At 73.0% G+C, this 14,380-nt stretch carries 11 protein-coding genes; 9 read left to right on the forward strand and 2 right to left on the reverse strand.

Features of this window, described 5'->3' with window-relative positions; all coding sequences use genetic code 11:
• Positions 1–292 precede the first annotated feature (292 nt).
• The 9 genes from CW362_RS34395 to CW362_RS34435 all read left to right on the forward strand — a co-directional run bounded on the left by CW362_RS34395 (position 293) and on the right by CW362_RS34435 (position 13,206).
• Entirely contained in the window at positions 293–763 is a 471-nt protein-coding gene (locus CW362_RS34395; protein ID WP_103553536.1) for a hypothetical protein, read from the forward strand.
• Between the two features lie 81 nt (positions 764–844).
• Positions 845–1,732 (forward strand): TatD family hydrolase, encoded by an 888-nt coding sequence (locus CW362_RS34400; RefSeq protein ID WP_103553537.1) that lies wholly within the window; start codon positions 845–847, stop codon positions 1,730–1,732.
• A gap of 548 nt (positions 1,733–2,280) precedes the next feature.
• Positions 2,281–3,870: a ubiquitin-like domain-containing protein gene (locus CW362_RS34405; RefSeq protein ID WP_376452686.1), complete on the forward strand. Its 1,590-nt coding sequence runs from the start codon at positions 2,281–2,283 to the stop codon at positions 3,868–3,870.
• Positions 3,871–3,990: 120 nt separating this feature from the next.
• Positions 3,991–4,956, forward strand: a complete 966-nt coding sequence (gene rsmA, locus CW362_RS34410) for a 16S rRNA (adenine(1518)-N(6)/adenine(1519)-N(6))-dimethyltransferase RsmA (RefSeq protein ID WP_240658177.1) — start codon at positions 3,991–3,993, stop codon at positions 4,954–4,956.
• Complete coding sequence (locus tag CW362_RS34415; protein ID WP_103553538.1) at positions 4,953–5,855, forward strand: 4-(cytidine 5'-diphospho)-2-C-methyl-D-erythritol kinase; 903 nt, start codon at positions 4,953–4,955, stop codon at positions 5,853–5,855. The genes rsmA and CW362_RS34415 overlap by 4 nt, the downstream gene beginning before the upstream one ends.
• 81 nt (positions 5,856–5,936) lie before the next feature.
• On the forward strand, positions 5,937–7,742 hold the full coding sequence (locus CW362_RS34420) for an ABC-F family ATP-binding cassette domain-containing protein (protein WP_103553539.1): 1,806 nt from the start codon (positions 5,937–5,939) through the stop codon (positions 7,740–7,742).
• 414 nt (positions 7,743–8,156) lie between these two features.
• On the forward strand, positions 8,157–9,986 hold the full coding sequence (locus tag CW362_RS34425; RefSeq protein WP_103553540.1) for an outer membrane protein assembly factor BamB family protein: 1,830 nt from the start codon (positions 8,157–8,159) through the stop codon (positions 9,984–9,986).
• A gap of 79 nt (positions 9,987–10,065) precedes the next feature.
• Positions 10,066–12,198: an outer membrane protein assembly factor BamB family protein gene (locus CW362_RS34430; protein ID WP_103553541.1), complete on the forward strand. Its 2,133-nt coding sequence runs from the start codon at positions 10,066–10,068 to the stop codon at positions 12,196–12,198.
• Positions 12,199–12,498: 300 nt separating this feature from the next.
• Positions 12,499–13,206, forward strand: coding sequence for a helix-turn-helix transcriptional regulator (locus CW362_RS34435; RefSeq protein ID WP_103553542.1), 708 nt, complete (start codon positions 12,499–12,501; stop codon positions 13,204–13,206).
• Between the two features lie 58 nt (positions 13,207–13,264).
• Here the strand turns inward: CW362_RS34435 and CW362_RS34440 are convergent, their stop codons facing one another.
• The gene (locus CW362_RS34440; protein ID WP_103553543.1) at positions 13,265–14,161 is read right to left on the reverse strand and encodes an NAD(P)-dependent oxidoreductase; all 897 of its coding nucleotides are present in this window, start codon (positions 14,159–14,161) and stop codon (positions 13,265–13,267) included.
• Positions 14,162–14,165: 4 nt separating this feature from the next.
• On the reverse strand, positions 14,166–14,378 hold the full coding sequence (locus CW362_RS34445; RefSeq protein WP_103553560.1) for a DUF397 domain-containing protein: 213 nt from the start codon (positions 14,376–14,378) through the stop codon (positions 14,166–14,168).
• Positions 14,379–14,380 lie beyond the last annotated feature (2 nt).

A 14,380-nucleotide genomic window follows, 5' to 3' on the forward strand; every position in this document is an offset into this window, starting at 1 on the left:
TCCCAAGCGGGACGTCTTCGACGCGGTCGTGGCGGCGAAGAACGCCGAACGAAGCGGCCCATAGAAGGGCAAAGGACTACCGTGGAAGGCAAAGATCAGGCCGCGTGACAGGAGCGTTGCGACAAGGAAAGGCCAAGACGACTCCAACACTCGACAGGCCGGATGCGTTCGCGTCGGGAGAAGCGTCCACTGGACGAAGGGACGTACCCGTCCCTCGCCTCCTGCGGATCGGCGGAATTCCGGGGGAGTCCCGCCGACGGAGGCGCTTGTCCAGCGGACAAGAGGAGCTGGCATGAGTGAGACCACAGGACGGACCGGCGGTGTCGCCGCCGGTCAGGTCACCGAACGGGCCGGGCACCGCGGCACGGCGACGGCCGTCGTCCACGAATCGTATTCATTCGCCTGCATGCGTTGCGGGCACGGCTGGGAACAGTCGTACGAGATCGAGCACCACCGCGACGCCGAAGGCGCCGAGTACGTGATGTACGTGGCGGACGGCGAGGTCGTGCCGTCGCCGCTCAGCCGGCCCACCTGCCTGAACTGCGACAGCCACGTGGTGCGCATCATGCGCGCCGGCCGGGTGTCGTCCGTCCGTGAGTCCATGCACTCCACGACGCGGCCCCCGCGCCGTCCGGTACCGCAGCGGCCCGAGGAGGGCCCGGAGGGGGAGACGCGGACCGGTTCCGCCGACGCCCCGAAGGAGCCGCACCACTGGCACCTGTCGGACCTGCTGCACCCGTTCCAGCACCGCCGGGCGGGCTGACCGGACCGGACGGGGCCACGGGACGGCCTCCCGGCTCCCCGCGGGGTGAGGCCGGGCATGCCCCCTTCGTAGGATCGGGGCATGCCTTCCTCCGCTTCCGCCGCCGACAAGAACGCCGCACCGCCGCTCCCCGAGCCCCTGCGCGTTCCCGTGGCCGACTCGCACACCCACCTCGACATGCAGTCCGGCACGGTCGAGGACGCCCTCGCCAAGGCCGCGTCGGTCGGGGTGACGACGGTCGTCCAGGTCGGCTGCGACGTGAAGGGCTCCCGCTGGGCGGCCGAGACGGCGGCCACGCACGACGCCGTCCACGCCACCGTCGCCCTGCACCCCAACGAGGCCCCCCGCATCGTGCTCGGCGACCCCGACGGCTGGTCCCGGCAGGGTGCCCGGCAGCCGGGTGGCGATGAGGCGCTGGACGAGGCGCTCGCCGAGATCGACCGCCTCGCCGCCCTTCCCCACGTCAAGGGCGTCGGCGAGACCGGACTCGACTACTTCCGCACCGGCCCCGAGGGCAAGGAGGCGCAGGAGCGCTCCTTCCGTGCCCACATCGAGATCGCCAAGCGGCACGGCAAGGCCCTGGTCATCCACGACCGCGACGCCCACGCGGACGTCCTGCGGGTCCTGGCGGAGGAGGGCGCCCCGGAGCGGACCGTCTTCCACTGCTACTCCGGCGACGCCGAGATGGCCGAGGTCTGCGCCCGCGCCGGCTACTTCATGTCCTTCGCCGGCAACATGACCTTCAAGAACGCCCAGCCGCTGCGCGACGCGCTGGCCGTGGCCCCGCTCGAACTCGTCCTCGTCGAGACCGACGCGCCCTTCCTGACGCCCGCCCCCTACCGCGGACGGCCCAACGCCCCGTACCTCGTTCCGGTCACGGTGCGCGCCATGGCCGCGGTGCGGGGGATCGACGAGGACACCTTGGCGGCCTCGATCTCCGCCAACACCGCGCGCGCGTTCGGCTACTGATCCGTGACGGTCCAGGGGCTCCTCCTGGCCGGTCCGGTGTCTCCGGCGTTTCCGGTGTCTCCGGCGGGGGAGCGCCGCGACACAGCGTAGCCGGGTTGCTTGGGAGAGTGACGGTCGCTCCGCTAGGTTCTGGTCGCCCGATCCGGACCCTGGAGCGTGTCGTCGTGAGCAGCTCGCGGTACGAGCAGTACGAGACGTACGGACCGACCGGTGGCGCCGAAGCCGCCACCGTCACCGCCACCGGCGCGGCCGGCGCCGCCGCGCCCGCCACGGCGGGCCCGCCCGGCGCGTTCGGGCCCCCGGGTGTGCCCGGTGAGGCAGGGGCACCCGGCGGGTTCGGTCCGTCAGGCGTGTTCGGTCCGCCCGGGGCGTCCGCCCGGCCCGCGGAGGCCGAGGCCACGCGGGTCGACCGCGACGCGTACCGCGGTCACGGGGAGTACCGGAGCCACGGGAGCCCGTACCCCGGCCACGGGGCGTATCCGGGCCATGAGGTGGGCCTCGGTCACGGGAGCCCGCACCCCGGCCACGGGGCGCATCCCGGCCATGAGGTGAACCTCGGCCACGAGACCCCGTACCCCGGCCACGAGGCGTACCCCGGCCACGAGGCGTACCCCGGCCACGAGGCGCACCCCGGTCATGAGGCGCCCTTCGACCACCAGGTTCACTCCGGTCACCAGGCGTACCGCGGCTACGGACCGTCCTCCGGGCACGAGAGGTGTTCCGGCCCCGTGGAGTACCGGCCCCACGAGCCGTACGCCGGGGTCCTCCCGGATCCGTACCGCCCGGCCCGCGAGACGCGGGCCGCCGCGCCCGCGGTGCCGGACACGCCCCGGGCGCCCGGAGCGCCCGGGGCCCGCGCCGTGCCCGTGGCGCCCGACGCTCCCACCGAGCCCCGTCTGCTACGGCCGGACACCCCGGTCGCCGTGCGCCCGGGGAGCGCCCCCGGGACGCACGGGAGCGACCCCGGTGACGGGCGGACCGGGGAGCGCGTCACGGGCGGCCGGGCCGAGGCGCGCCGCGCGGCCCGGCGCAGGCGTGTCCCCGAGCGCCCGGAGTGTCTGCGACGGCTCCTCCCGCAGGCCCTGGTCGTGGCCTTCCTGGCCGGCGGCACCTCCGCGTTCGTCGCCAACGACAAGGCGATCGAGCTCAGCGTCGACGGCAGACCGCGCACGCTGCACACCTTCGCGGACGACGTGACGGAACTGCTCGCCGACGAGGGCGTGGAGGCGGGCGCGCACGACGTGGTCGCGCCCGCCCCGGGCACCGCCCTCAGCGACGGGGACGAGGTCGTGGTGCGCCACGGGCGGCCGGTGTACCTCACCGTCGACGGGGAGCGGCGCAGGGTGTGGACGACGGAGCACACCGTGGAAGGGGCGCTCGGCCAGCTGGGGGTACGCGCCGAGGGCGCCCGTCTGTCGGCCTCGCGCTCCCGGCGCATCGGGCCCGAGGGGCTGGCGCTCGACGTACGGACCGAACGCGCGGTCACGATCATGGCCGACGGCCGGGCGCGCACGATCCGCACGAACGCCGCGAGCGTCGCGGAGGCCGTCGAGGAGGCCGGGATCACCCTGCACGGGCAGGACACGACCTCCGTCCCGGCCGGGAGCTTCCCGCGGGACGGGCAGACGGTCACCGTCCTGCGCGTCACCGGGACCAGGGAGGTCCGCGAGGGACGGATCCCGTTCGAGGTGCGGCGGGTGGACGACTCCTCGCTGTTCAAGGGCGTCGAGGTGGTCGACCGCCCCGGCCGGTACGGGGCGTGGCGCCTCACCTACAGCCTGCGCACCGTCGACGGCGTCCGGCAAAGACCCCGGCTCGTCCGGTCCGAGCTGGTGCGGCGCCCGCAGGCCCAGCTGGTCAGGGTGGGCACGAAGCCGCATCCCTCCTCCGGCGGCGCCGACCGCTTGAACTGGTCCGGTCTCGCCGCGTGCGAGTCCGGCGGCCGGCCCGGCGCCGTGGATCCGTCCGGCACCTACGGCGGCCTCTACCAGTTCGACACCCGTACCTGGCACGCCCTCGGCGGCAGCGGGCGCCCCCAGGACGCCCCGGCCGCGGAACAGACCCTCAGGGCCAAGAAGCTGTACACGCGCCGGGGGGCGAGTCCCTGGCCGCACTGCGGGCCGCGGCTGTACGGCTGACACCGTCACGAGCCGGTCCGGGCACGGCCGACACCGTCACGACCGGTCCGGGCACGGCCGACACCGGCACCACGGGCCGCGGCTGCACGGCCCGGCCCCGGCCCCCCGTACCCTTGGCTCGTGACCAGCCCCACCTCCGACGCCCTCCTGGGCCCCGCCGAGATCCGCGAACTCGCGGCAGTCCTCGGCGTACGGCCCACCAAGCAGCGCGGCCAGAACTTCGTCATCGACGCGAACACGGTGCGCCGCATCGTGCGGACCGCGGAGGTGCGGCCCGACGACGTGGTCGTGGAGGTGGGTCCCGGCCTCGGCTCGCTGACGCTCGGCCTGCTGGAGACGGCGGACCGGGTCGTCGCCGTGGAGATCGACGACGTCCTCGCGAGCGCGCTCCCCGCGACGGTCGCGGCCCGCATGCCGCAGCGGGCCGACCGGTTCGCGCTGGTCCACTCGGACGCCATGCACGTACGGGAGCTGCCCGGGCCGCCTCCGACCGCGCTGGTCGCGAACCTCCCGTACAACGTCGCCGTACCCGTCCTGCTGCACATGCTCGACACCTTCCCGACCATCGAGCGCACGCTCGTGATGGTGCAGTCCGAGGTCGCCGACCGCCTCGCCGCCCCGCCCGGCTCGAAGGTGTACGGCGTGCCGTCGGTGAAGGCGAACTGGTACGCCGACGTGAAGCGGGCCGGTGCCATCGGCCGCAACGTCTTCTGGCCGGCGCCCAATGTCGACAGCGGTCTCGTGGCGCTCACCCGGCGCGCCGAGCCGATCAGCACGACGGCCACCAAGGCCGAGGTGTTCTCCGCGGTGGACGCCGCCTTCGCGCAGCGCCGCAAGACCCTGCGCGCCGCCCTCGCCGGGTGGGCCGGCTCCGCCCCCGCCGCGGAGGCCGCGCTCGTCGCCGCCGGGATCTCGCCACAGGCCCGCGGGGAGTCCCTGACCGTCGAGGAGTTCGTCCGGATCGCGGAGAACCGCGTGACGGCGGACCACGGCGACGCCACCGGGAGCGCCGCCGCCGGCCGGCAGTACGCCCCCGAGACCGCTTCCGAGCCCGCCCCCGAGAACGAGGAGTCGACCCAGCCGTGACGGAGACGGTGACGGTACGCGTCCCTGCCAAGGTCAACGTCCAGCTCGCGGTCGGCGGCGCGCGCCCCGACGGCTTCCACGACCTGGCCAACGTCTTTCTCGCGGTCGGGCTGTACGACGAGGTGACGGTCACCCCGGCGGACGAACTGCGCGTCACCTGCGCGGGCCCCGACGCCGCCCAGGTGCCCCTGGACCGCACGAACCTCGCGGCCCGCGCCGCCCTGGAGCTCGCCCGCCGGTACGGCGTCGACCCCGCCGTGCACCTCCACATCGCCAAGGACATCCCCGTCGCGGGCGGCATGGCCGGAGGCAGCGCGGACGGAGCCGGCGCGCTGCTCGCCTGCGACACCCTGTGGGGCACGAACGCCCCGCGCGAGGAACTCCTCGACATCTGCGCCGAGCTGGGCAGCGACGTGCCGTTCTCCCTGGTGGGCGGGGCGGCGCTCGGTACCGGCCGGGGCGAGCTGCTGCGCCCGCTGGAGGTCGGCGGGACCTTCCACTGGGTCTTCGCGATGGCCGAGCGCGGGCTGTCGACCCCGGCGGTGTTCCGGGAGTTCGACCGGATGAACGAGGGCGTACGGGTTCCCGAGCCGGTCGCCTCGCAGGACCTGCTGGACGCGTTGGCGAAGGGGGACGCCGACGCCCTCGCGCGGACCGTCTCCAACGACCTCCAGCCCGCGGCCCTCTCCCTCTTCCCCGCCCTCGCCGACACCCTCGCGGCGGGCCGCGCGGCCGGCGCGCTCGCCGCGCTCGTCTCCGGTTCGGGCCCGACCACGGCGTTCCTCGCGCCGGACGCCGAGTCCGCGCGGACCGTCGGCCGGGCACTGACCGCCTCGGGCACCTGCCGGGCGGTCCGCGTCACGGAGTCCCCGGCGCCGGGAGCGACCGTGCTCGGCTGAGGGGACGAGGCACGCGCGGCAGGGGGCGTCCGCCGCGCGGACTACCCTTGAGGGTCGATCGTCCCCCTTGGCAGGAGAGAAATGGCCGTCAACCTGGTCAATGTCGAGTCCGTCAGCAAGGTGTACGGCACCCGTGCACTGCTCGACGGGGTCTCCCTCGGCGTCAGCGAGGGGGACCGCATCGGCGTCGTCGGCCGCAACGGCGACGGCAAGACCACCCTGATCCGCATGCTCGCCAAACTGGAGGAGGCCGACACCGGCCGGGTCACCCACTCCGGCGGCCTGCACCTCGGTGTGCTCACCCAGCACGACTCGCTCGACCCCGCGGCCACCGTGCGCCACGAGGTCATCCTGGACATGGCCGACCACGAGTGGGCGGGCAACGCCAAGATCAGGGACGTGCTGACGGGTCTCTTCGGCGGTCTCGACCTGCCCGGCTTCCCGCAGGGCCTCGACACCGTGATCGGCCCGCTCTCCGGCGGCGAGCGCCGCCGCATCGCGCTGGCGAAGCTGCTCATCGAGGAGCAGGACCTGATCATCCTCGACGAGCCCACCAACCACCTGGACGTCGAGGGCATCGCCTGGCTCGCCCAGCACCTGCGCGAACGCCGCTCCGCCCTGGTCTGCGTGACGCACGACCGGTGGTTCCTCGACCAGGTCTGCACCCGGATGTGGGACGTGCAGAAGGGCGCGGTCTACGAGTACGAGGGCGGCTACTCCGACTACGTGTTCGCCCGCGCCGAGCGGGAGCGCATCGCCGCGACCGAGGAGGTCAAGCGGCAGAACCTGGTCCGCAAGGAGCTGGCCTGGCTGCGGCGCGGCGCGCCCGCCCGCACCTCCAAGCCGCGCTTCCGCGTCGAGGCCGCCAACGAGCTGATCGCCGACGTGCCGCCGCCCCGCGACAAGAGCGAGCTGATGCGGTTCGCCGGCACCCGGCTCGGCAGGACCGTCTTCGAGCTGGAGGACGTGACCGTGCAGGCCGGGCCCAAGGTCCTGCTCAAGCACCTCACCTGGCAGCTCGGCCCCGGCGACCGGATCGGCCTGGTCGGCGTCAACGGCGCGGGCAAGACCTCGCTGCTGCGCGCCCTGGCCGAGGCCGCCCGCACCGAGGGCGAGAAGCAGCCCGCCGCCGGCCGGATCGTCACCGGCAAGACCGTCAAGCTCGCCTACCTCTCCCAGGAGGTCGGCGAACTCGACCCCACCTGGCGGGTCCTCCAGGCCGTCCAGTCCGTCCGCGACCGGGTCGACCTCGGCAAGGGCCGCGAGATGACCGCGGGGCAGCTGTGCGAGACGTTCGGCTTCAACAAGGAGAAGCAGTGGACGCCGGTCGGTGACCTCAGTGGTGGTGAGCGCCGCCGGCTCCAGATCCTGCGCCTGCTGATGGACGAGCCCAACGTCCTCTTCCTCGACGAGCCCACCAACGACCTCGACATCGAGACCCTCACCCAGCTCGAGGACCTCCTCGACGGCTGGCCCGGCTCCATGATCGTGATCTCCCACGACCGCTTCTTCATCGAGCGCACCACGGACAACGTGTTCGCGCTCCTCGGCGACGGCACCCTGCGGATGCTTCCGCGCGGTATCGACGAGTACCTGGAGCGGCGCAAGAAGATGGAGGAGGCGGCCGCGGCCACCGTGCTCGCCGCCGCTCCCGCTCCGGTGAAGACCGCGTCGGCCGCCGACGCCCGCGCCGCGAAGAAGGAACTCCAGAAGATCGAGCGCCAGCTGGACAAGATCTCCGAGAAGGAGACCAAGCTGCACGCCCAAATCGCCGACAACGCCACCGACTTCGGGAAGGTGGCTCAACTCGACGCGGAGCTGCGCGAGTTGGCGGGGGAACGCGAGGAGCTGGAGATGCGCTGGCTGGAGCTGGCCGAAGACGCGTGACACAGGTGTGACAGACGCGTGACACGGAGGGGCGGCCGCTCCTCGCCGGACGCGCGGTGCCTTCCGGAGTGCGGAGGCGCCGCGCGTCCGGCGCGTTCGTCCGGAGTGCGCGTCCCGCTCGAAGGGAGCGCAAGTCCCGCCGAGCGCCCCCGAGTTGCCGAAAGCGCCCCTCGCGACGGAGCTCCCGCGGGGCCGGACCCGCCTCGCGCGCCCCGCGTGAAGAGCGCGTGAAGGCGCGTAACGACGGCATCACAGCCCGGTCCTCCCTTGGGAACAGGGCGCGCACCGCCCCCCTGCCCGCGCCCCCCGGAGTGATAGAAAGAGCGTTCTGAGAACAGTCTGAGATCCACCGGACGAGGCGCGAATCCGGCGCCGCCGGTGGGGGGTCACATCAGTGAAGAGGGGGACGCGCTGATGAGTCAGCCGCCGAGCCAGCCGCCGCAGGGCGGTTTCGGAGCACCGCAGGACCAGCCGCCGACGGGCGGTGACGGCGCTTCGCCGGACCCGCGCTCGCAGGGCGGTTTCGGCGCGCCCATGAGCACGCCCCCTCCCCCCGCGCAGCCGCCCCAGGCGCCCGCGCCCCAGAACACCCCGCCCGCCGGGCCCCCGGGGCCCGGCTACGGATACCCGCAGCAGCCCGGCCCCTACACCCAGCCGGGCCCGTACGGACAGCCGCAGCAGCCGGGCCCGTACGGCCAGCCCGGACCCTACGGGTACGGGCAGCAGCCGGGATACGGCTATCCGCCCCAGGCGCCCTACCCGGGCGCGCCCGGCACCCCGGTGCCCGGCGGTCCCGGCGGGGGCTCGAAGAACCCGTTCAAGGGCAAGCCCGCACTCGTGATCGCCGCCGCGGTGGCCGGTCTGCTCGTCGTCGGCGGCACCGTCTGGGCCGTCACCGGCGGTGGTGACGACAAGAAGCCCGTCGCCGAGAAGAGCCCGAGCAGCAGCCCGTCCGTGTCCGCGCCCGCCTCCGACGCCTCGGCCAACCCCGGTGACGGAAGCGGCGACGGCGGCGAGGAGAGCGACGACCTCAACGCCGACCGCAAGGCGGGCGAGGCGAAGGTCCTCTGGTACAAGTCGGCACCCGACGCGCCCGGTTCGGGCGCCGAGGCCCCCGGGATGTGGATCACCGGCAAGACGGCGGTGAAGGCGGCGTACAAGCAGCTCTTCGCGTTCGACGTCGGTGACGGCAAGCCCACCTGGCCCGCGCTGACCTTCCCGCAGAAGATCTGCGCGGTCACCCCGCAGAAGACGGCCGACGACAAGGTCGTCATCGCCTACATGAGCAGCTCCGCCAGCAGCGCGAAGTGCAACCAGCTCCAGCAGATCGACCTGAACACCGGCGCCAAGGGCTGGACCGCGCAGCTCGCGGAAGGCGACCTGTTCGACAGCACGCTCACGATCGAACTGTCCATCACCGGCAAGACGCTGACGGTCGGACGCTCGATGTCGGGAACGGCGTACGACGTCACCAGCGGCAAGAAGCTGTGGGACAAGAAGAAGTACGGCACCGGCTGCTACCCGGCGGGATTCGCGGGCGGCTCCAAGCTGCTGGCCGTCTCGTCCTGCGGGGCCGGCAGCAGCACCGAGCACGACGAGGTGCAGGAACTGGACCCGGCCACCGGCAAGGCCCGGTGGACGACGAAGATCCCCAAGGGCTGGCGGGTCGGGCACGCCTACTCCGTCGACCCGGTCGTGCTCTACCTGACCAACGACGCGAAGAAGACGGTGAACATCACCGCGCTGAAGAGCGACGGCACCCTGCGCTCGCAGCTCAAGAGCGACGACGGCCTCGCGCCCGAATGCGGCTTCGCGATCCTCAACCGCGACCTGACGGGCTGCTTCGGCACCGCCGCCGACGCCGACACGGTCTACCTGCCGACCGAGGCGAAGAGCGGCCCCAACGAGATCGTCGCGTTCAGTCTCGCGACCGGCAAGGAGAAGTGGCGCGTCAAGTCCCCGGGGGACGCGGCGATGATGCCGATGAGGACGGACGGCACGAACCTCCTCGCCTACGTCGAGCCGTCGTACGACAGCGGCGGCCGCGTCGTGTCGATCCCGACGGGCGGCGGCGCCCACACGCCCGTGAAGCTGCTCCAGAACCCGGCGGGCACCGCGAACATCGAGTCCGGCTTCTACTCGAAGGCCGTCGACTACGTGGACGGGCGCTTCTACATCTCCACGCTCCGGCTGACGGGCAACGACGAGGCGAAGGAGAAGCTGATGCTGGCCTACGGCAAGTGACCGACGCCCCCGCCCCGTTCCGTCGCGCCCCACACGCGTACAGGCCCGCCGTTCCGACGCATTCCGAGGTATTCACGTCATGAGTCAGCCGCCCCCGCCGCCGAACGAGCCCCCGAAGGGCTTCGGCGCCCCGCAGGACCCTTCCCCGAGTTCTCCGCAGAGCCCGGACGGGGCCCCCGAGGCCGGCGGTTCCGGCGCACCGAAGGACCCGCTCGCGAAGGACTCCGGCGCCCCGCAGGACCCGCCGGCGCAGGCCCCTGCCCCGCAGGACCCGCCGACGCAGGCCCTTACCCCGCAGGCCCCGGCTCCGCAGGGCTTCGGCGCCCCGCAGGACCCGCCGCCCGGCGGTTTCGGCGCGCCTGAGGCCCCTGCTCCGCAGGCCCCGGCTCCGCAGGCTCCGGCTCCGCAGGCTCCGGCTCCGCAGGGTTTCGGCGCTCCGCAGGACCCGCCGGCCGGCGGTTTCGGCGCGCCCCAGGACCCGCCCCCGGGCGGGTTCGGACCGTCGACCCCTCCGCCGGCCGCCGCGGGTCCCGGCTACGGCTACCCCCAGACGCCCCCGCCTGCCGCGGGCCCCGGTTACGGCTATCCCCAGACGCCTCCGCCCGCGTCCCCGCAGCAGCCGTACGGCTATCCGCAGACGCCGCCCCCGGGCCAGCCGGGCTACGGCTACCCGGGCCAGCCGCAGGCCCCGTACGGCTACCCGCAGCCGCCGACCATGCCGATGCAGCCGCAGGCCCAGCAGACGGGCGGCGGGCGCAAGCCCAACAGCCAGCTGCTCATCATCGTGGCGGCCGTGGTGGCCATCGCGCTGATCGTCGGCGGCGGTGTCATGTACTCGCAGCTCTCCGGCAAGGACGGCGACAAGCACAACGCCGGGGGGGCGAACGGCGGCACCGGCGGCAAGGACGGTGACGACAAGGGCGACGACAAGAAGGGCGGCGGCGAGGAGAAGGCGCCGGCCGACCCCAAGTCCTCGCTGCTGTTCCAGCTTCCCGCGCCGGCCGTGCCCAAGGGCCTCACGAGCGTGAACACGGTCGGCTCCTGGCTCACCGACAAGGTGTACGCCAAGACCAGCAACGCCGAGATCAACGGTTACGACCCGAACACCGGGGCCAAGACCTGGACGGTCAAGCTCCCCGGCCCGGTGTGCCAGGCCAGCCGGCACACCACGGACTCCAACCGGACGGCGGTCGTCTTCGAGCCGGCCATGCCCACCAAGACGCAGCCCTCGCACGGGTGCACCCAGGTCGCCGCCATCGACCTCGACGCGGGCGCGAAGCTCTGGACCCGGACGGTCAAGTCCGGTGACCAGCAGATCAACCTCGACAACGTGACGATCAGCGGGAGCACGGTCGCCGTGGGCAGCACGGGCGGCGGCGGCGCGTTCGACATCTCCACCGGCAAGGCGCTGTGGGCGCCGAAGACGAGCGACAGCTGCTACGACTCCGGCTACGGCGGCGGCGAGAAGCTGGTCGCGGTCCGCAAGTGCGGCGAGTACGGCAGCACGCGCCAGCTGCACATCCAGACCATCGACCCGAAGACCGGGACGGTGACCTCCGAGTACAAGATGACGCCCGGCATCGAGTACGCCAGCATCGTCTCCACCGAACCGCTGGTCGTGGCGGCCGACGTCGGCGACACCGCCGGTGACGGCAGCGGCATCTCGGACTTCTTCTCCATCGACAACAAGACCGGCAAGCTGCGGGCGAAGATCTCGGCCCCCGGCAAGACGTACGCGGCCAAGTGCGACGGCATCACCAAGATCGAGTTCTGCAAGTCGCTCGCCGTCGGCAACGACAAGCTGTACATCCCGACGGAGGAGCACGAGGGGGCCACCGACTACAGCCGAACCAACGAGATCGTCGCCTTCGACCTGGGCACCGGCAAGCAGACCGGCCAGCGCGCGGACGCCGGTGACGGCTACGACATCACCCCGCTGCGCATGGACGGCACCAGCGTCCTCGCGTACAAGCGGCCGCCGTACGACAAGGGCGGGCAGATCGTCGCCATCGACGGGACCTCCTTCAAGGAGACGACGCTGATGGAGAACCCCACGACCCAGTCGACGCACGACGCGGAGATGAGCATGCTCCCGGAGTACGCCGAGTTCCTCTACGGCGACGGCCGGCTGTACATGGCCCAGGTCTACGCGAACAAGCCGACCTCCGCGACGGACAAGGCATACCTGGCGATCGCCTTCGGAACGAAGTGACCCTCACCTTCGGGTGAACCGAAATGATCACCTTCGAAAGAAAGCGGTGATCGTTTCTCCGGGTGAATTCATCCGGGCCGGAACACCGTGTGCGGCCCCGCCCCTGTTCAGGGACGGGGCCGCACGCATACCCCGCTTCACTTCCCGTCGGGTTGGGATTTCGATATTCCGGGGCAGTTCTCTCCGGTAGGGGGAGCGCGACGTCGAACAAGCGTGTAGCTTCCGGGGGATGGAGAGCCGGGGGGCTCCTGATCCACGGGGAACCAGTGGGGATGTTCGGGGGGACTGGGGGGTTGCCTGATGGGAGTCCGGCTCATGGTGGTCGACGACCACCGACTGCTCGCCGAGGCGCTGGCCTCGGCGCTGAAGCTGCGCGGGCACCGGGTGCTCGCCGCGGCGGCGCCCGCCGCGGGAGCGGCGGAACTGGTGATCACACGGGCACCCGAGGTGTGCCTGATCGGCACGGCGACACCCGCCGAGCCGGGGATCTTCGACCCGGTGGTGCGGATCAAACGGGAGCGCCCGCAGGTGGCGGTCCTCGTGCTCGGCCCGGTACCGAACCCGCGCGGGATCGCCGCAGCGTTCGCCGCCGGCGCCTCCGGCTACGTACGCCATGACGAACGCATCGAGGGAGTCGAGCGCGCGATCATGAAGGCGAGGGCGGGCGAGGCGGCCGTTGCCCCGCAACTGCTCCAGGGCGCCTTCAGCGAGCTGCTCAACCCCGCCGCCCAGCCGGACGACGAGGGCCAGCGGCTGCTCCAGATGCTCACCCCCCGCGAGGTGGAGGTCCTGGTGCGGGTCGCCGACGGCGAGGACACCCGGCTCATCGCGGCCGGCATGGGCATCGCCCCGTCCACGGCCCGCACCCACGTCCAGCGGGTCCTGATGAAACTGGGCGTGGGATCCCGTCTCGAGGCGGCGGCACTCGCGGCCCGTACGGGACTGCTCGACCGGGCGGGTCCGGTCCCGGCGCAGTCACGGCACGGGAGCACGGACGACGCCCGCTAGACGTACGGGGCCGCAGGCCGGCGGCCCGACGGGTTCACGGGTTCACGGGTTCACGGGCTCACGGGGAGGGGGGCTTCCCCTCCTCGAAGCTCGCGAAGTACGCGGCGGCCATGTCCTCGCCCCCGTGGCCGAGGGCGTCGGCGCGGCCGAAGCGCTCGGCGGCGGCCTCGGCGACGTCGAGGCGCACGCCGTTCCGCTGCCCTGCCTCCACGATCAGGCGGGCGTCCTTCTCGGCGGTGCTGACGGCGAAGCTGGCCGGGGACAGCCGGTCCTCCAGGACGAGGGCCGCCTTGGCGTGCAGATAGCCCATGTCGAGCGGACCGTCCGCGATGAGGCCGAAGAAGTCCTGCGGGTCCACGCCGAGCCCCTCGGCCAGGGCGAGCACCTCGCCGGTCGCGGCGGTCGCGGCGAGGACCCAGCTGTTGGCGACGAGCTTGAGCCGGGTGGCGCTGCCCGCCGCGCCGTCCTCGCCGGTCCACACCGTACGGGCGCCGACGGCGTCGAAGACGGGCGTGACGGTGTCGCGGGCCGCGCTCGGGCCGGCGGCGAGCACGGTCAGTTGCCCCGCCTCGGCGGGTGCGCGCGTCCCGAGGACGGGCGCGTCGAAGAAGACGAGCCCGTGGGCCCCGGCGAACCCGGCGAGCTCGCCGATCGCCTCGGTCCCGGCGGTGGTGGACTGCACCCAGACGGCCCCGCTCCGCAGCCCCGGTTCCGCCCGGCGCATGACGTCGAGGACGGCCGGGCCGTCGTGCAGCATGGTCAGGACGACGTCGGCGCCCCGTACGGCCTCCTCCGGGGTGTCCGCGACGTGCGCGCCGTCGGCGGCCAGCGGCTCGGCCTTGTCGCGGGTGCGGTTCCAGACACGGACGCCGTGCCCGGCCCGGACGAGGTTACGGGCCATGGCGGCCCCCATGATCCCGGTACCGAGAACACTGACGGTGAGTTTGTCGGTCATGGGGTCAGCTTTCCCCTTCCTGGGCGCCCTCGCGAAACGAGGTCTTTATGTGGCGCAGGAAGTGGGCGAGGGGGCCGGGGGCTGTCGATATGCGGGTGGCGGGGGTGTCGCTCTCGCGGAGGTGGACGAGGCCGGGGGTAGAGGCGAGTTCGACGCAGTTGTTGCCGTCGCCGCTCCCGGAGAAGGAGGACTTCTGCCAGCTGTCGGGGGTGGTCACGG

It is taken from the genome of Streptomyces populi, assembly GCF_002911015.1.
In the GTDB taxonomy this organism is placed as follows: domain Bacteria; phylum Actinomycetota; class Actinomycetes; order Streptomycetales; family Streptomycetaceae; genus Streptomyces; species Streptomyces populi.